The organism is Pseudomonas sp. H1_D04 (assembly GCF_054683855.1).
In genome coordinates, this window is record NZ_CP162826.1 from 4,310,393 (window position 1) to 4,326,816 (window position 16,424).

At 62.6% G+C, this 16,424-nt stretch carries 16 protein-coding genes; 14 read left to right on the forward strand and 2 right to left on the reverse strand.

From position 1 onward, the window contains the following. Positions 1–78 precede the first annotated feature (78 nt). Complete coding sequence (locus AB4N82_RS20070; protein ID WP_122764687.1) at positions 79–1,107, forward strand: LacI family DNA-binding transcriptional regulator; 1,029 nt, start codon at positions 79–81, stop codon at positions 1,105–1,107. 34 nt (positions 1,108–1,141) lie between these two features. On the opposite strand, the gene AB4N82_RS20075 is transcribed toward AB4N82_RS20070, so the two are convergent. After that, positions 1,142–1,867 (reverse strand): M12 family metallopeptidase, encoded by a 726-nt coding sequence (locus AB4N82_RS20075; RefSeq protein ID WP_122764688.1) that lies wholly within the window; start codon positions 1,865–1,867, stop codon positions 1,142–1,144. A 154-nt stretch (positions 1,868–2,021) separates the two neighbouring features. On the opposite strand from AB4N82_RS20075, the gene AB4N82_RS20080 reads away from it, so the two are divergent. Beyond that, positions 2,022–2,636 (forward strand): TetR/AcrR family transcriptional regulator, encoded by a 615-nt coding sequence (locus AB4N82_RS20080; protein WP_032887231.1) that lies wholly within the window; start codon positions 2,022–2,024, stop codon positions 2,634–2,636. A 61-nt stretch (positions 2,637–2,697) separates the two neighbouring features. On the opposite strand, the gene AB4N82_RS20085 is transcribed toward AB4N82_RS20080, so the two are convergent. Then, entirely contained in the window at positions 2,698–5,451 is a 2,754-nt protein-coding gene (locus AB4N82_RS20085) for a beta-glucosidase (RefSeq protein WP_122764689.1), read from the reverse strand. 488 nt (positions 5,452–5,939) lie between these two features. On the opposite strand from AB4N82_RS20085, the gene AB4N82_RS20090 reads away from it, so the two are divergent. The 12 genes from AB4N82_RS20090 to gspD all read left to right on the forward strand — a co-directional run bounded on the left by AB4N82_RS20090 (position 5,940) and on the right by gspD (position 16,134). Continuing rightward, positions 5,940–6,164 carry a hypothetical protein gene (locus AB4N82_RS20090; protein WP_032887233.1) on the forward strand — a complete coding sequence of 75 codons (225 nt, stop codon included), beginning with the start codon at positions 5,940–5,942 and terminating at the stop codon, positions 6,162–6,164. Between the two features lie 92 nt (positions 6,165–6,256). After that, positions 6,257–7,987, forward strand: coding sequence for a type II secretion system ATPase GspE (gene gspE, locus AB4N82_RS20095; protein ID WP_095185609.1), 1,731 nt, complete (start codon positions 6,257–6,259; stop codon positions 7,985–7,987). After that, positions 7,984–9,186 carry a type II secretion system inner membrane protein GspF gene (gene gspF, locus AB4N82_RS20100; protein ID WP_122680549.1) on the forward strand — a complete coding sequence of 401 codons (1,203 nt, stop codon included), beginning with the start codon at positions 7,984–7,986 and terminating at the stop codon, positions 9,184–9,186. Before gspE ends, gspF begins: the two co-directional genes overlap by 4 nt. Before the next feature lie 20 nt (positions 9,187–9,206). Then, complete coding sequence (gspG, locus tag AB4N82_RS20105) at positions 9,207–9,623, forward strand: type II secretion system major pseudopilin GspG (protein WP_095185610.1); 417 nt, start codon at positions 9,207–9,209, stop codon at positions 9,621–9,623. 9 nt (positions 9,624–9,632) lie between these two features. After that, on the forward strand, positions 9,633–10,064 hold the full coding sequence (locus tag AB4N82_RS20110; protein ID WP_032887238.1) for a prepilin-type N-terminal cleavage/methylation domain-containing protein: 432 nt from the start codon (positions 9,633–9,635) through the stop codon (positions 10,062–10,064). Next, the gene (locus AB4N82_RS20115; RefSeq protein WP_032887240.1) at positions 10,061–10,423 is read left to right on the forward strand and encodes a prepilin-type N-terminal cleavage/methylation domain-containing protein; all 363 of its coding nucleotides are present in this window, start codon (positions 10,061–10,063) and stop codon (positions 10,421–10,423) included. The genes AB4N82_RS20110 and AB4N82_RS20115 overlap by 4 nt, the downstream gene beginning before the upstream one ends. After that, positions 10,420–11,049, forward strand: a complete 630-nt coding sequence (locus AB4N82_RS20120) for a prepilin-type N-terminal cleavage/methylation domain-containing protein (protein WP_032887241.1) — start codon at positions 10,420–10,422, stop codon at positions 11,047–11,049. The genes AB4N82_RS20115 and AB4N82_RS20120 overlap by 4 nt, the downstream gene beginning before the upstream one ends. After that, positions 11,046–11,771: a hypothetical protein gene (locus tag AB4N82_RS20125; RefSeq protein ID WP_032887242.1), complete on the forward strand. Its 726-nt coding sequence runs from the start codon at positions 11,046–11,048 to the stop codon at positions 11,769–11,771. Before AB4N82_RS20120 ends, AB4N82_RS20125 begins: the two co-directional genes overlap by 4 nt. Then, positions 11,768–12,811: a PilN domain-containing protein gene (locus AB4N82_RS20130; protein ID WP_122764691.1), complete on the forward strand. Its 1,044-nt coding sequence runs from the start codon at positions 11,768–11,770 to the stop codon at positions 12,809–12,811. Before AB4N82_RS20125 ends, AB4N82_RS20130 begins: the two co-directional genes overlap by 4 nt. Continuing rightward, a complete protein-coding gene (gspM, locus tag AB4N82_RS20135) occupies positions 12,786–13,397 on the forward strand; it encodes a type II secretion system protein GspM (protein ID WP_032887244.1) in 612 nt (203 codons plus the stop codon). Before AB4N82_RS20130 ends, gspM begins: the two co-directional genes overlap by 26 nt. Next, positions 13,394–13,918, forward strand: a complete 525-nt coding sequence (locus AB4N82_RS20140; protein ID WP_460102739.1) for a hypothetical protein — start codon at positions 13,394–13,396, stop codon at positions 13,916–13,918. Before gspM ends, AB4N82_RS20140 begins: the two co-directional genes overlap by 4 nt. Continuing rightward, a complete protein-coding gene (gene gspD, locus AB4N82_RS20145; RefSeq protein WP_032887247.1) occupies positions 13,915–16,134 on the forward strand; it encodes a type II secretion system secretin GspD in 2,220 nt (739 codons plus the stop codon). Before AB4N82_RS20140 ends, gspD begins: the two co-directional genes overlap by 4 nt. The last annotated feature ends 290 nt before the right edge of the window (positions 16,135–16,424 follow it).

Genomic DNA, 16,424 nt, shown 5'->3' on the forward strand with positions numbered 1-16,424 from the left:
ATTGTTAGCTCTGCTTTAGAGCGTCAAATACTTAAAAATTAGTCTCATATTCTTTTTGGTTATTAACAGGATCCTCCCGTGAGCGAAGAAAAACCGCGCAAGCGCCGTGGCGCCGGGCGTGTCACCTTGAATACCGTGGCGCGCCAGGCTGGCGTGTCGGCTATTACCGTGTCGCGTTATTTCAACCAGCCGGAACAGGTGTCCCCAGAACGCCGCGAACGCATTGCCCAAGTAGTCGCCGAGCTGGGTTACGTGCCCAACCTGGTGGCCGGCGGATTGGCGTCGGCGCGTGGGCGGATCGTGGCGATGGTGATCCCGAACATTTCCGGACCGATTTTTGCCAATACCATTCAGGGGTTCAGCGATACCCTCAGTCGCCATGGCTACCAACTGTTGCTGGCGTCGAGTTACTTCAGCGCCGAGCAGGAAGAAAGCGCGGTGCGGGCGTTTCTGGGTTGGTCGCCAGCGGCGCTGGTGCTGACCAGTCGCTTCCACAGTGCGGCGACTGAAAAGATGATTGCCGACGCGGACATTCCGGTGGTGGAAACCTGGGACTACGTGCCCGAGCGCGCACCGGTGCAGATCGGCTTTTCCCACTACCAGGTCGGCGTCAGCGCCGCGCGTTACCTGCATGGCAAGGGCTATCGGCGCATGGCCTTCGTGCAGAACAGCGTGGCGGGTGACTTCAGCGCCCATGAGCGTGGGGAAGGATTTGCGGCAACCCTGGTCGAACTGGGCGTGCAGCCCCAGGTGTTCGTCCCGGACGCCGGCCGCGCACCGTTCGAGGCGGGCAAGCAGGCCATGGAGGCGCTGATGAGCCACGCCACCCCACCGGAGGCGATCTTCTTCGCCAATGACAACCTGGCCGCCGGTGGCCTGCTGGCCGGGCAGCGTTCCGGATTGAAGTGCGCGGTGCTCGGGTTCGGTGATTACCCGTTTGCAGAAATGCTGCTGCCGAGCCTGAGCACCATCAAACCGCCGGCGCTTGAGATTGGTGTGCTGGCGGCGACGCGGGTCCTGGAAAGCCTGGGGGTCTTACCGGTTGCGGAGGACGTCCAGCGGCTGAATTTCTTGCAATGTCAGTTGATCGCGCGTGAGAGTGCCTGACACAACCGGGCGCTACTCACGCGGGCTCGTATGCTTATGTGCCGGTCCGACGAGCTGCCTTCGGGTAGGCCTTGTTTGCCCAGGCGATATCGCCTGGGCTGAGCATCGAGTTTCTTGAGTGGAAGGTATTACTCGTCGTCAACGCGGGGTTGATCGCGTAGTGCATGGCTGAGTCTTCGTCATACGGCAGAAAATCATAGACAGCGCTGCGCGGCAGGGGCAGCAAGTTGGCTTGCTGGTAGTGATGGGGTATATGCCGGTCAAGTTTGGCCAAGTCCCACGGGATATTCGCGTCAGGATGCTGATGGGCATGCCGGGCGCCGAGCATGTGGCCGAATTCGTGCAACACGGTGTGGGCGAATGAAGTCGACGAGTAGTCTATCGGCAGGTTCATGGTCGGCATTCCGGGGGATACTTTTTGTGCATCGGTACCGACCATTGAGACCCCGGAACCTTGATGAATCGGCACCCCCGAGATGCGAACATCGCCTTCTTCCCCGCTGACGAATTCGAACTTAAGGTTGATATGGGGCAGCCACTCGCTGGCGGCCTGCTTGACCGCCTGCACATAAGGGTCGTCCATCTCGTAGTCATACATGGCGATTTTGAGGGTGCTGTGCTGCGGCCAGTATTTATCGGGCTCACCCACATCGCGGCGACTTCGGGAGAGGCGTTCGGTCGGTTGAATGCTGTCGCCGTCCTCGGCGGGCGAGGGGGGTGACGCGGGCAGCGGAGGCGTGAATAGTCTTGAAGCGATCATGGCGGCTTACTCGGGTTATCTGGGACAAGTCCGAGCATTGATTGGCATGGATTGCCCAGAGCGTTCCATTGAAGCCCCGACACTCGCCCGAGGTTTATTTGCGGCGCGGTGGCATTTTGGATACGGTGCAAGCCTCTTCCTCCAGGACTTTTCCATGACCGAGTCGCCGCCGAAAACCCGCCGCGCACCCAAAGGTGAAAAACGCCGCGAAGAGCTGCTGGATGCGGCCTTGCAAGTGTTTTCCCTGGAAGGCTACAGCGGTGCCTCGATGGCGCAGGTGGCGGGGATCGTAGGGATTTCCGTGGCCGGGTTGCTGCACCATTTTCCGAGCAAGATCTCACTGTTGATGGGCGTGTTGCAGCGGCGTGATGAGGTCAATCAGCGGATTGCCGATGAAGTGCGTGCGGAGAAAACCCTCAATGGTTTGCTCGGCAGCCTGCGCGCAATCAATCGTTCAAATGCCACGGCGCCTGGCGTGGTGCGCGCGTTTACCATCTTGAATGCCGAAAGTCTGTTGGATACCCAGCCGGCCTGGGCGTGGTTCCAGGCGCGCTACGCGGCGATTCACCAACGCATGCAAGGACAGTTTGCCGACCTGGTGGCGGCGGGGGAGGTGCGCGGCGACGTGGACATCGCCGGGCTGGTGGAGGAGATCCTGGCCATGATGGATGGCCTGCAGATCCAGTGGTTGCGGTTTCCCGAGCAGGTGGATCTGGTGGCGCGCTTCGACGCCTACATTGCGCGGGTTGAAGCGGCCATTCGAACCTGAGTCAAACACAGTCAAAAATGTGGGAGGGGGCTTGCCCATCCCACATTAGACCGAGTCGGGATCAGTTACCGGCAGCACTGCCCTGGCTGCTGTCATCGCTCATGTCATAGCCATCACCTTCACTGGTGCCGCTGTCGCCTTCATTCTGATGCAGCACACCGCCAGTCTTCACCTGTGGCAGCTCACGCAACGTCGAATTGAGCGCTGAACGCGGCAACGGGTTGCTGGTGGTCGTCGACAGTTCCTGGCGGAACGGGTTGACCAGCTTGGCGTTCAGGCGAATGTCCTGAGACGACGCGCCCACCGACAAGTTGAAGCTGTCGGCGTCCACCACCCATTGCTTGCTCTTGACGTCGTAGTAGGCCAGCGAGCGATCGTTAAGCTCGATGGTCACGCGCTTGCTCTCGCCCGGCTTCAAGAACACTTTCTTGTAGCCCTTGAGTTCCTTGAGCGCCCGCTCGACTTTCGGATTGTTCTGGCCCACGTACAGCTCGGCGACTTCGGCGCCCGCCACCTTGCCGGTGTTGGCCAGGTCGAACGACACCTTGATCGGCGCCCCTGCAACTGCAACCCCTGGCGTCACGCTGATGTTGCTGTAGCCGAAGGTGGTGTACGACAAGCCATAGCCGAACGGGTAGAGCGGCTTGATGCCTTTTTTCTCGTAACCGCGATAGCCCAGGAACAGGTCGTCCTTGTAGCTCATCTCAGCCAGGGTTTCCTGGTTGTCGAACTTGGGGAAGGTCGCGTAGATCGGGTTGTCTTCGATGTTGCGCTCGATGCTGATTGGCAACTTGGCCGACGGGTTGACCTTGCCCAGCAGGATCTCCGCCAATGCCTGGCCGCCGTTCTGCCCAGGGTAGAACGCATGCAATGCGGCCGGTACCTGGTCGATCCAGTCGCTCATTTTCAACCCGGTACCGCCGTGCAGGGTGACGACAGTATTGGGGTTGACCTTGGCAATGCTCTGGATCAGTTGGCCCTGGAACTCCGGCAGGTCGAAGCTGTGGTCAAAGCCTTCACCTTCGTATTCATTGCTGTTGCCCGCAGCCACCAGCACTGCGTCGTACTTGGCCAGGTCCTGTGGCGCCACCAGCGAGGCCCAGCTCATCTGCACGCCCACCAAACCGCCCATGGTCGAGAGGTAGCCGTTGCGGCGCGAGTATTCCAGCTTGATGTCGACGGCTTTGCCAGCCTCCAGATTGACCTTGGCGAATACCGGAATGGTCGGTGGGATGCTGTTGTTGGGCAGCGGCTTGCCGTCGCCGTTATCCAGCACTTTCTTGCCGTTGACGTAGAGACGCACGGCACCGTCGGCGCGAATCTTGAACACCTGCTCGCCGCTGACGGTCGGGGTGATCTGGCCGCTGTAGCGAATCGAAGTGGCCGCGGTATCGCCGTTCACCGGCAGGCTGTCGGTGGACCAGTCCAGGTCGACATGGCGATCGGTGCGGCTGGCCGCCGGGTCGCCGGACCAGTTGGTGTTGTTGAAGAACTCGGTCTTCACGCCTTTGACGCTGTTGCCGTCGCTGTCCGTGTGAGTCCAGTTGGAGGCCGTCGGGTCCAGGGACAGGCCGTCGATAAACTCGACCTTGGCACCCGGAGCCAATTGCTGCAGGCCGCTCAGCTCGCTGATGTAGTTGGCCGCCATCACATTCGCGCTGCCGAAACCGGTGGGCGGGGCGTATTTGGCCAGGTTGCCGACCACCGCGATGGTCTTGACCTTCTTGGCATCCAGAGGCAGCAGGTTGTTCTTGTTTTTCAGCAACACGATGCCTTCGCGCGCCGCGTTCAGGGCCACGCGGTTGCTGGTGGCGCTGTTCATGTTGTGGCTGGTCAACGGCGCTTTGCTGTCGAACTTGTACAGGTAGATCTGCTTGAGGATGCGCCGCACCTTGTCATCGATGGTCGCGCTGCTCAGCTCGCCGCTGTCCAGGAACGGCTTGAGCACCGTGCTGTTCATCTGGTAGCCCATCATGTCCAGGTCGGTGCCGGCCTGCGCCGCCGGCAAGCCGTTGACCACCGCGTTGTAGTCACTCTGCACGAAGCCTGGATAGCCCCATTCGGTCTTCAGGATGTCGCGCATCAGGTGTTTGTTCTGGCAGGCGAACTCGCCGTTCACTTTCTGGAACGCACACATCATCATCGCCACCTTGCTGTTCTTCGAGGCGGACTCGAAGGGCGGCAGGGTCATCTCGCGCAGCACACGCTCGCTGATGATTTCGTCGAGGTGGAAGCGATTGCTTTCCTGGTCGTTGGCCGCGAAATGCTTGGCGTTGGCCCACACGCCACGGGACTGGATACCGTTGATCACTGCCGGACCCAGGCTGGCGCCGAGGAACGGGTCTTCACCGGACAGATACTCGAACGCACGGCCACTGTAGGGCATGCGGTACAGGTTCACGCCGGGGCCGGTGACGAACTGATAACCGCCACTGGCGGTGTCGTAGCCCAGTGCACGACCCAGGTCGATGGCGCGGCGCGGGTTCCAGCTGGCGGCCAGGTTCGGTCCGGAAGGGTAGACCACGCCCTGGGCGTTGCCTTCACTGGTGTAGCGCACACCGACGCCGCCGTCGGCACCGTGGATCTGTGGGATGCCGTATTGGGTCAGCGGCTTGACGTCCCAGCCACCGGTGCCGCCGATGTAGGCGAGTTTTTCTTCCATGGTCATCTTCGCCAGGGTTTTGTCCGCGGCCTTTTCTGCACGGTTCACCCGGCCTTCGTCCAAGGCAGGGCTGGTGGCCGCGTGCACCTGGGACACGGCCAGCGCCAGCAGGGCAAACGCCGACTGCGCACCGATCATCTTGCGTTTATTCATGGGGTTTCTCCGACAACTGTTTAGTAAAAATAGGGTGACGCTCGTCACTTTTTCGTGGGCAATAGTTCGCCTTGATCGCAATGTTTAACCGATGGCTAATTGCAATTACTTGGCGGGTTTTGCAGATTCTGTAAGTTTAATAATTGTGTTAATTATTGTTGTGGATGATGTCTTGGCGATATCACTAGATGGCATTTTGAACCGCGAAAACGTGATAATTAAGGCAATTCTTGCGGTTATAAGTCAAACGAAAGCTAATTTTTGCGTGAAATAAGAAATATTTCATTACGATTTTGAACTAAGGCTAAACCTACCAGTCGATTGGTTTAAGAAAATGGATGGTGGCATGGCGAACTAGTGGCGTTGCTCGGTAGTTCTAAAAGGCCATGTTTTATACACGCTGTCATACACAACGCTTTGCTGTAGGGTCTTGAACCGATTCAAGGCGCCACGTGAGCGTTTCGCAGTTTTTTATCTGGAGAATGTTTATGAAAAAGTCCCTGCTGGGTGCCGGTTTTGTGCTGGGCGTTGCATTGAGCGGCGCGGCCATTGCGGCTGAAGCCACCGACGCGGATGCCAAGTCCGGCGCCGCCGATTCCACCGTGTTGACCCAGTCCCACGATGCCAAGGCTGCCAAGAAGCAGAAGGCTGAAACCACCAAGGGTGGCCGACCGTTGAATGGCAGCCAGGCCGCGCCGAAGACCTCGAACTAACGGCGAAACGCGGCCCCCTGCGGGAGGGGAAAGCCCACTCCCACAGGGGTTCCCAGTAGCCCTTTAGAACATCGCCCCTCAGATAGCTACTCATGCCAAGTCCCTCAACGCCCATCAACGCCTGCCAGATGCACATCCCGCACACCGAACAGGTCTGCGCGTGGCTGATGCAGCACGCCGGCTTGAAAACCGTTGACCTGGAGCGCGCCCGGCGCCTGTCCCAGGAGTCTGACGACACCGAACTACTCGGCCTGCTCACCCGCCTGGGACTGGTCTCCGAAGTGGAGTTGGCCCGCGCCTGGGCAGACCTGCTTGGCGCACCGCTGTTGCTGGCGGACGCAGCGCCGCCGTTGCTCGACCCGTTACCGGCCCTGACCGAGCGTTTTATGCGCCATCACCAAGTGGTGCCCGTGGGCTGGAGCCAGGGCGGGTTGCGGGTGCTGGCGGCCAACCCGGCGTTGGTTTATCCGTTCCAGGCCATGGCTTATGCCTGCGGTGTGCCGGTGTGGCTGGCGGTGGGCCCGCGCAATGAAGTCGATACCCTGATCGAGCGCTATTACGGCCAGGGCCGCTCGGCGATGGGTACCCTGATCGAAAACCTCGACGAACAGGGCGGCGCGCTCGAAGACATCGAACACCTCAAGGACATGGCCTCCGAAGCGCCGGTGATTCGCCTGGTCAACCTGATCCTGCAGCGCGCGGTGGAACATCGCGCCTCGGACATCCATATCGAGCCCTTCGAAAATCAGCTCAAGGTGCGCTACCGCATCGACGGCGTGCTGCATGAGGCGGAGGCGCCGCCGTCCAGTTCATCGGCGGCGGTGATTTCGCGGGTAAAGATCATGGCGCGCCTGGACATCGCCGAACGCCGCCTGCCCCAGGACGGGCGCATCATGCTGCGCATCCAGGGCAAGGAACTGGACTTGCGTGTGTCCACCGTGCCCACCAGTTTTGGCGAGTCGGTGGTCATGCGTTTGCTCGACCGCCAGACCGTGCAGTTCGATTTTCAGAGCCTGGGCTTCGATGGCCAGCGCCTGGAAACCTTCCTCGAAGTGCTCGAACGCCCCCATGGCATCCTGCTGGTCACCGGTCCGACTGGCTCGGGCAAGACCACCACGCTGTACACCGCGCTGTCGCGGCTCAATACCGCCGAGCGCAAGATCATCACCGTGGAAGACCCGGTGGAGTACCAGCTCGAAGGCATCAACCAGATCCAGGTAAAACCGGCCATCGGCCTCGACTTTGCCGGCGCACTGCGCTCCATCGTGCGTCAGGATCCGGACGTGATCATGATCGGCGAGATCCGCGACCTGGAAACCTGCCGCATCGCCATCCAGTCCTCGTTGACCGGCCATTTGGTGCTGTCGACCCTGCACACCAACAGTGCGGCGGCGAGTATCACGCGCTTGCTGGACATGGGCGTCGAAAGCTACCTGATCGCCTCGACCGTCAACGGCATCCTCGCCCAACGCCTGGTGCGCCGTCTTGATCCGGCTACTCGAGAAGCCTTCGAAGCACCGGCCGAATTGATCGCCGAACATGGCCTGGACCGTTTTACCGAGCAACGCCCGATCATGCTCTATCGCCCTCGCGCCGACGCGCCCGGCGGCGGCTACCACGGCCGCAGTGCAATCACCGAATTGTTGGTGATGAACGATGAACTGCGCAGCCTGCTGATGCGTCAGGCCGACGCCGCCACCCTGGAACAGGCTGCCCGTCGCGGCGGCCTGCGCACCTTGCATGAAGAAGGCCTGCGCCAAGCCGTAGCCGGGGTGACGTCCCTGGAAGAAGTGCTGCGCGTTACCCGAGGGGAGGGCACGTGAGCCTGTTCAAATACCGCGCCCTCGACAGCCAGGGCACGCCGCAAAATGGCACCCTGGAAGCCAAGGACCAGGATGCCGCCGTCGCCGCGCTGCACAAGCGCGGTTTGTTGTTATTGCACATTGATGTGGCCGGCGCTCAAGGGCTGCGCAACGCCCTTGGGCGCGGCCAGTTGAACGGTGCGGCGTTGGTCAGTTTTACCCAGCAACTGGCCACGCTTTTGGGCGCCGGACAGCCGTTGGAACGCTCCCTGGGCATCCTGCTCAAACAGCCCGGCCAGCCCCAGACCCGCGCGTTGATCGAGCGCATTCGTGAGCGCGTCAAAGCCGGTCAACCTTTGTCCAAAGCCTTGGAAGAGGAGGGCAGCCAGTTCTCGCCGCTGTACCTGAGCATGGTGCGTGCCGGCGAAGCGGGCGGCGCCCTGGAAAACACCCTGCGCCAGCTCAGCGACTATCTGGAGCGCAGCCAACTGTTGAGGGGCGAGGTGATCAATGCGTTGATCTATCCGGCGTTTCTGGTGGTCGGCGTACTGGGTTCACTGGCGCTGTTGCTGGCCTATGTGGTGCCGCAGTTCGTGCCGATCTTCAAAGACTTGGGCGTGCCGATTCCATTGATCACTGAAGTGATCCTGAATCTCGGCCAATTCCTGGGTGCCTACGGCCTGGCGGTGTTGGCCGGGTTGATTGTGACGATCTGGACCCTGGCCGCTCGCCTGCGCGACCCCCGGCGCCGCGAAAAATACGATCGCCGCGTGTTGGGCATTCGCCTCATCGGCCCACTGTTGCAACGGGTCGAAGCCGCCCGACTGGCGCGCACCCTGGGCACCTTGCTGAGCAATGGCGTGGCCCTGCTGCAAGCCCTGGTCATCGCCCGGCAGGTCTGCACCAACCGCGCCCTGCAAGCGCAAGTCGCCCAGGCCGCCGAGTCGGTCAAGGGCGGCGGCACCCTGGCGAGTGCCTTTGGCTCGCAGCCGCTGCTGCCGGACCTGGCCTTGCAAATGATTGAAGTCGGCGAACAGGCCGGCGAATTGGACAGCATGCTGCTCAAGGTCGCCGACGTGTTCGACGTTGAAGCCAAACGCGGCATCGACCGCCTGCTCGCTGCGCTGGTGCCGTCCCTGACCGTGGTCATGGCGGTGCTGGTGGCGGTGATCATGCTGGCGATCATGCTGCCGCTGATGAGCCTGACCAGCAATATATGAACCCTCAAGGACCCACCTCCATGCGCTCAAAACCTGCACGCCGCCAAAGCGGTTTCACCCTGTTAGAAATGCTCGCCGTGATCGTACTGCTGGGCATCGTCGCGACCATCGTGGTGCGCCAGGTCGGCGGTAACGTCGACAAGGGCAAATACGGCGCGGGCAAGGCGCAACTGGCCAGCCTTTCGATGAAAATCGAAAGCTACGGGCTGGATGTCGGCTCACCGCCCAAGACCTTGCAGCAACTGGTTGAAAAACCGGGCAACAGCGCCGGTTGGGCCGGGCCGTACGCCAAGCCGTCGGACCTCAAAGACCCGTTTGGCCATGCCTTTGGCTATCGCTTTCCTGGCGAGCACGGTGCGTTTGACCTGATCTTCTACGGCCAGGACGGCCAACCCGGCGGCGAAGGCTACAGCGCCGACCTGGGCAACTGGGAATAACCCACGACCATGCCCAACGCCCAACGCGGCTTTACCCTGCTGGAGATGCTGGTGGTGATCGTCTTGATCAGCATCGCGGCCGGGTTGGTCGGTTTTGGCCTGCAACAAGGTCTGCGTGCGGCGAAAGAGCGCCAGGCGGTCGGGCAGATCGTCGAGGCGCTGCGCAGCACGCGGGCCCGGGCGATTGTCGGTGGCACCACTGAAAGCACCGTCTTCGATTTGCGCGACTTGAGTTTCCAGGCGCCCGGTCGCCCGAAAAAACACTGGCCCGCCGAGCTACAGGTAACGCTGCACACCGCCGAGCAAGCGGGCTCGGCGGTGGATTTCTATCCTGATGGCAGCTCCACCGGCGGCAACGTGCTGCTGGTCAACGGCAGCCGACGTTGGCGCATCGACATTGGCTGGCTGACCGGCAGCGTCCAGTCCAAGGCCCTGCCATGAAGGACCAGCGCGGTTTTACCCTGTTGGAAATGCTCGCCGCGCTGACGCTGATGGCGATCTGTAGCACGGTGCTGCTGGTCGCCTTCGGCCAGAGCGCGCGCTCGTTGTTGCAGGTAGCCCATAGCGACCGTCTCACCCATGCCGCCTTGAGCGTAATGGATCAGGAGGGCACCGGGCCTCTGGCGAGCGGCACGCGCCAGGGCGAAATGGACGGCATCGCCTGGCAACTGCGCATCGCCCAACAGCCCAGCCGCATCGGCCAGGCGCATTTGTTTCGCCTGGACCTGAGTGTCAGCGAAGGCCCGCGCCAGGCCAGCTTCAGCACCTTGAAACTGCGCGCCGCCGGGGCTGGATTGTGAAGCGGCGCCAGCAGGGCTTTACCCTGCTCGAAATCATGATCGTGCTCAGCCTGCTGGGGGTGCTGCTGACCCTGGTCGGCGGCGCGTTGCTCGGTGCCAATCGCGCGGTACTCAAGGCCCAGCGCTACACGGTCAGCCTGGATGAAATGCGTGCTGCCCAGCAATTTTTGCGCACCGCCATCAGCGAGGCGTTACCGCTGGATGTGACCGAGGACGACAGCCAGGTCGATGGTTTTTTCGCGGGCGGACCGCAGCGCATGCAGTTTGTGGCGACCTTGCCCGGTGTGCTCGGTGGCGGCATTCAGCGTTTCACCCTGCAACTGACTGGCCCTGAGGCGCAGCGTGATTTGCAGGTGGCGTTTGCGCGGTTTGAGTCTCTGGCGCAGGTCAGCGTGCCGGCGTCACGCAGCGAGCCACAGGTGTTGCTCAAAGGCGTCGAAGACCTGCAATTCAGCTATCGCGGCTTGTCGCCCAAGGGCCAGGCCACCGGCTGGATCAGTGAGTGGCCGTGGACCAAACGCCTGCCCTACGCGGTGCGGATTGCAGCCCGCGTCGACGGCCCGGTGCCGTGGGTGACCCAGGTGGTTGCTTTGCGCCTGAACCTGTCCGGCGGGGCGCCCGAATGATCAAGCACCAACGGGGTGTGGCCCTGCTGCTGGTGCTCTGGGTGCTGGCCTTGCTCAGTTTGTTGCTGGGCGGGCTGGCCGGTTGGGTACAGCTGGAAACGCGCCAGGCCGCGTGGCATCGCCAGCACACCCAGGCCGTGCTGGCGGCGGAGGCGGGCGTGGCGCTGGCGATGCAAGCCGTGGCCGACCCGTTGCAGCGCAAACAGTGGATTGCCGACGGGCGTGAAATCCCGCTGGTGTTCGACGACGCCCAACTGCACGTGAGCCTGCGCAGCGAGCGCGGCAAGTTGTACCTCAACAGCGCCGAAGTGGGGGATTTTGCCCGCTTGGCCCTGGCCTGCGGCGCCACCCAGGCCCAGGCCAAGCAGTTGGCCAGGGACTTGGAAGTGCGCCGCAACCAGGGCCTTGCACCGTTTCGGGTGGTGGAAGAAGTGCGACAACTGCCGGGCATGACCCAGGCCTTGTACAGCGCGCTGGTGCCGGAAATCAGCCTGTGGAGCGGCCTGGATCGGCCCGATCCGGCGTTCGCGAGCCCGTTGATGCGCCGTGCCTTGAACCTGCCGCACCAAAGTGCGGTGGGTGCCGACCCCGGTGATGTGCTGGTGGTCAGCAGCCGCGCCCAACGCCCCGGCGGTTACCACGCCGAGCTGCAAGCCACGGTGTTATTGAGCCCCGCGCAAGGCAGCGCACAACCTTATCGAGTACTACGTTGGCAAGAATGAATGAACACTTAACCGCGCGGCTGCACCTGCTGACGCAGCCGCTCGCCCGGCGCTGGCACGGCAGCCTGCTGCAACAAGGCTGGCGCCTGTGGCTCAAGGAGCTGCGTGGCTGTCTGCCGGGGTGGTTGTTGCCCCATGACATTCCCGAGCACGTCTACCCGTGGCCGATCACTGTGCCTGTGGTAAAGCTCACCGGCGAGGCGCGCCAGGTGTTGTTGCTGGCACCGGACGCCGTGTTGGTGCAGAGCCTGCAATTGCCTGTGGCCGCCGCACGCAACCTGTCCACGGTCGTCGGTTACGAACTGGACCGCTTCACTCCGTTCGACGCCGCCCAGCTGTACTTTGTCGCGCGTCAGGAACGCCGCACGGCCGCCCATCTACAGGTGACGCTGGTGGCGATCCTGCGCGAGCGTCTGGACCAGATCCTCGATGACTGCGCGGCACTCGGCTTGCAACCCCACGCCGTGGACGTATACGACCGCGCGGGCGTGCCCATGGGCATCGACCTGCTGCCGGCGCCGTTGCGTCCGCGTCAGCGCCCGGCGGGCAAGGGCTTGCAGCGCAGTCTGCCGTGGCTGTGCGGCGCCTTGCTGATTGCCGCCATGGTGCTGTGGCTCAACGACCGCCAGCGCGTGCTCGAAGCCATGCAACAGAGCGTGCGTGCGCAAAAGGCCCAGGTCGCCGAGGTCCAGGCCCTGCGCCAGCAACTGCTCAACACCCGGGGCGCCGCGCAGTACTTGATCCGCCGCAAGGCCGCGCAGCCGCCCTTGGCCGCATTGCTCAATGAACTGACCGCCTGCCTGCCGCCCGACACCTGGATCGACCAGTTGGAAGTCAACGACGGTGCCGACGTGTCCTTCTCCGGGCAAAGCGCCAAGGCCAGTGCCCTGATCACCCGCATCAAGAACTGCCGCAGCCTGGAAAACGCTCAGTTCGAAGGGGTCATCCAACCCGATGCGCAAACCGGCAAGGATCAGTTTTCCTTGCGCGCCCACCTGCACCAGGAGGCCGCCGATGCGCCGACCACTGACACCCCGTGAACGCCGTGGCGCGGCCTTGATCGTCCTCGCGTTGGTGCTCGGCGGCGCGTATTGGCTGTTGATCGACAGCTGGTTCGCCGGCCCGTTGCGTACCCTGGGCGAACAGGCCGAGCAGTTGCGTGAACAGCAGCAACGCTACGCCGGCGTGCTGGTCCAGGGCGACAGCTTGCGCCAGCAACTGGAAGAAGCGCGCCAGGACCCGGCCAGCAGCACCAGCCTGTTACCCGGCGATGACCCCAGCGCGGTGGCCGCCGATTTGATGCAGCGCATCGCCGACCTGATCAATAGCCGCGCCGGTCTCGGTGGCGGCTGCAGCCTGACCCAGCGCATGCCCATCACCCCGGAGCAGGACGATGCCGAGCCCTATCGCCAGGTCAAAGTCAGCCTGACCCTCAACTGCGCCATCGAGCCCTTAACCGCGATCCTCCATGAACTGGAGTACCAGCGACCGTTTCTGTTTGTCGATGAAATGAGTATCCGCCGCGCCCCGGACGCACCCGCCAGTGGCGGCGCCGGCAAATTGGTGGTGCACCTGTTGGTGCGTGGCTACCTGCAACCGGCTGCCGCCGCGCAGGTGCGCCGATGATCAGCACCTTGCGTCCCCTGGAGTGGGGCTTGATCGGCGTGGCCGGCCTATTGGGGCTGATGATGGCGGGCATCCTCAGCAGCATCGGCGATGCGCCCCAGTGGTTGCCGCCGCCCGCGCCCGACACACGCGCCAATGCCGCCACCAAGGTGCTGGTGGCCCCGAGCGCAACCCTGGACAGCCTGGCCGGCACCTGGCAGGCACCGTTGTTCAGCCCCGATCGCAGCCCCGACCGCGCGGTGGGCCAAGGCGCTGTCTCCAGCCTGTCGAGCCTCACGCTGACCGGCATCGTCCTCGACGGTGACCTGCGCGTGGCGCTGCTCAAGCGCGCCGACGGCCCACCGTTGAAAGTCCACCAGGACCAGACCCTGCCCAATGGCTGGCGCCTGGAGCACCTGACCCCCCGCGACGCCCGTTTCGTACTCGACGGCCGCAGCCAAACCCTAAGCCTGCGGGCCCTGCGTTTGCCGCCGCCGTCCAGCACACCGCCGATTACCCTTCCTCGCGAGTCCACCCCTTGATCGATACCTTCCCTGGCGCCTTGCGCACCACCGCATTTTGCCTGGCCACCGCCGTCGCCCTCGGTGGCTGCGGGACATTCCCCGACCACCTCGACCCGGACGAGGCCCTGCTGCACGAAGCAATGCAGGGCACCGGCTCGCAACGTCCGCCCGTGGACCCGGCCAGCGAACAGGCGCCGGTCGACAGCGGCCAGCCCCAGGCAAAAACGCCGCCCCAGCGCCAACTGATTCGCGGCAACCAACAGTTTGTGCGGCAACCGGTTGCGGCACCGTCTGCGAAGGAGGAGGGCGGCGGCGACATCGTGTTCAACTTTGCCGACCAGCCGATTGAAGCGGTGATCAACAGCGTGATGGGCGATCTGCTGCACGAGAACTACAGCATCGCTCAGGGCGTGAAGGGCAACGTCAGCTTTTCCACCTCCAAACCGGTGAACAAGCAGCAGGCGTTGTCGATTCTGGAAACCCTGCTGTCCTGGACCGACAACGCGATGATCAAGCAGGGCAGTCGTTATGTGATCCTGCCGGCGAATCAGGCGGTGGCGGGAAAACTGGTCCCCGAAATGCGCGTGTCGCAACCGTCCAGTGGCCTGTCGGCGCGGTTGTTTCCGCTGCGCTATATCTCCGCCACCGAAATGCAGAAACTGCTCAAGCCGTTCGCCCGCGAAAATGCCTTCCTGCTGGTGGACCCGGCGCGCAATGTGCTGAGCCTGGCCGGCACCCCCGAAGAACTGGCCAATTACCAGGACACCATCGACACCTTTGACGTGGACTGGCTCAAGGGTATGTCGGTGGGCGTGTTCGGCCTGCAACGCGCCTCGGTGGCCGAACTGATGCCCGAACTGCAAAAGATGTTCGGCCCCGACAGCGGCATGCCCCTGGCGGGCATGGTGCGCTTTCTGCCTATCGAGCGGACCAACTCGGTGGTGGCGATTTCGTCGCAGCCGCAGTACCTCAGTGAAGTCGGCGACTGGATCCACACCATCGACGAAGGCGGCGGCAACGAGCCGCAGATGTATGTGTATGACGTGCGCAACATGAAGGCCACCGACCTGGCCAAGTACCTGCGGCAGATCTACGGCACAGGCGCGATCAAGGACGATACCCCGGCCAAAGTCGCCCCCGGTTTGCGCACGGCAACATTGTCGTCGCCGGGCACCAACAGTACGTCCGGCAGCACGCCGGGTGGCCTGAGCAACAACCTCAATGGCAACCAACCCGCCGCAGAGGATGAGGAGCAGGAACCCGAAGTCGAGCAGGACACCGCCGAGCAGGGCGCGACCGAAGACGCCCCGGCCAAAAGCCTCGACGCCGGCACCCGGATCACCGCGCAAAAAAGCAGTAACCAACTGCTGGTCCGCACCCGGCCGGTGCAGTGGAAAGAGATCGAATCGGCGATCAAACGTCTCGACAATCCACCGCTGCAAGTGCAGATCGAGACGCGCATTCTCGAAGTCAAACTCACCGGTGAACTTGACCTTGGCGTGCAGTGGTACCTGGGGCGCCTGGCGGGCAATTCCACCAGCACCACTGTGGCCAATGCCTCCGGCAGCCAAGGCGCGTTGGGGGGTGGCGGTGCTGGGCTAGGCGCGGATTCGTTGTTCTACTCCTTCGTCAGCACCAACCTGCAAGTGGCGCTGCATGCATTGGAAACCAACGGTCGCACCCAGGTGCTGTCGGCGCCGTCGCTGGTGGTGATGAATAACCAGCCAGCGCAGATTCAGGTGGGGGACAACATTCCCATCAGCCAGACCACGGTTAACACGGGTACCTCGGATACCACCTTGAGCAGTGTTGAATATGTGCAGACCGGGGTGATCCTCGACGTGGTGCCGCGGATCAATCCGGGTGGATTGGTGTACATGGATATTCAGCAGCAGGTCAGTGATGCGCAGGATCAGGCGTCGACTAACAGCGACACGCCGACTAATCCGCGTATTTCCACGCGGTCGGTGTCCACCCAAGTGGCGGTGCAGAGTGGGCAGACGGTGTTGCTGGGCGGGTTGATCAAGCAGGACAACGCCGAGTCGGTGAGTGCGGTGCCTTACCTTGGAAAGATCCCGGGGTTGCGGTGGTTGTTTGGGAATACGAGCAAGTCCAAGGATCGGACGGAGTTGATTGTGTTGATTACGCCTAGGGTGATTACCAGCAGTAGTCAGGCTCGGCAAGTGACGGATGATTATCGGCAGCAGATGCAGTTGTTGCGGCCGGCTCGGTAGGTCTGGGTATGTGGTTGATGTGGGGCTTGCTTCGGATCTGCGGGTTGTTGGTGTACATATCCGTTATTCAGGCAACGGCGGCTTATGGTTCCGCTCTTACAGCGGGTCACTTTTGTAAAGGCCGGAATTCCGGCCAGCGTGGTTGACGGGGCGATTCCAGATCAAAAGCAAGGCCGCGGCGGCCTTAGAGCCGACCGGGTTCTTAAGCCGAACGCATTCCAAATGTGGGAGGGGCGGTGCGACGATTCGACTTGCTCCCGATTGCAGTGGTTCAGTTACAGCTCTGTTGG

Excerpts from the sequence above, each read along its gene's own strand:
- AB4N82_RS20075 (WP_122764688.1), bottom strand. The coding sequence starts at position 1,867 with ATGATCGCTTCAAGACTATTCACGCCTCCGCTGCCCGCGTCACCCCCC.
- AB4N82_RS20080 (WP_032887231.1), top strand. The coding sequence starts at position 2,022 with ATGACCGAGTCGCCGCCGAAAACCCGCCGCGCACCCAAAGGTGAAAAA.
- AB4N82_RS20085 (WP_122764689.1), bottom strand. The coding sequence starts at position 5,451 with ATGAATAAACGCAAGATGATCGGTGCGCAGTCGGCGTTTGCCCTGCTG.
- AB4N82_RS20090 (WP_032887233.1), top strand. The coding sequence starts at position 5,940 with ATGAAAAAGTCCCTGCTGGGTGCCGGTTTTGTGCTGGGCGTTGCATTG.
- gspE (WP_095185609.1), top strand. The coding sequence starts at position 6,257 with ATGCCAAGTCCCTCAACGCCCATCAACGCCTGCCAGATGCACATCCCG.
- gspG (WP_095185610.1), top strand. The coding sequence starts at position 9,207 with ATGCGCTCAAAACCTGCACGCCGCCAAAGCGGTTTCACCCTGTTAGAA.
- AB4N82_RS20110 (WP_032887238.1), top strand. The coding sequence starts at position 9,633 with ATGCCCAACGCCCAACGCGGCTTTACCCTGCTGGAGATGCTGGTGGTG.
- AB4N82_RS20115 (WP_032887240.1), top strand. The coding sequence starts at position 10,061 with ATGAAGGACCAGCGCGGTTTTACCCTGTTGGAAATGCTCGCCGCGCTG.
- AB4N82_RS20125 (WP_032887242.1), top strand. The coding sequence starts at position 11,046 with ATGATCAAGCACCAACGGGGTGTGGCCCTGCTGCTGGTGCTCTGGGTG.
- AB4N82_RS20130 (WP_122764691.1), top strand. The coding sequence starts at position 11,768 with ATGAATGAACACTTAACCGCGCGGCTGCACCTGCTGACGCAGCCGCTC.
- gspM (WP_032887244.1), top strand. The coding sequence starts at position 12,786 with ATGCGCCGACCACTGACACCCCGTGAACGCCGTGGCGCGGCCTTGATC.
- AB4N82_RS20140 (WP_460102739.1), top strand. The coding sequence starts at position 13,394 with ATGATCAGCACCTTGCGTCCCCTGGAGTGGGGCTTGATCGGCGTGGCC.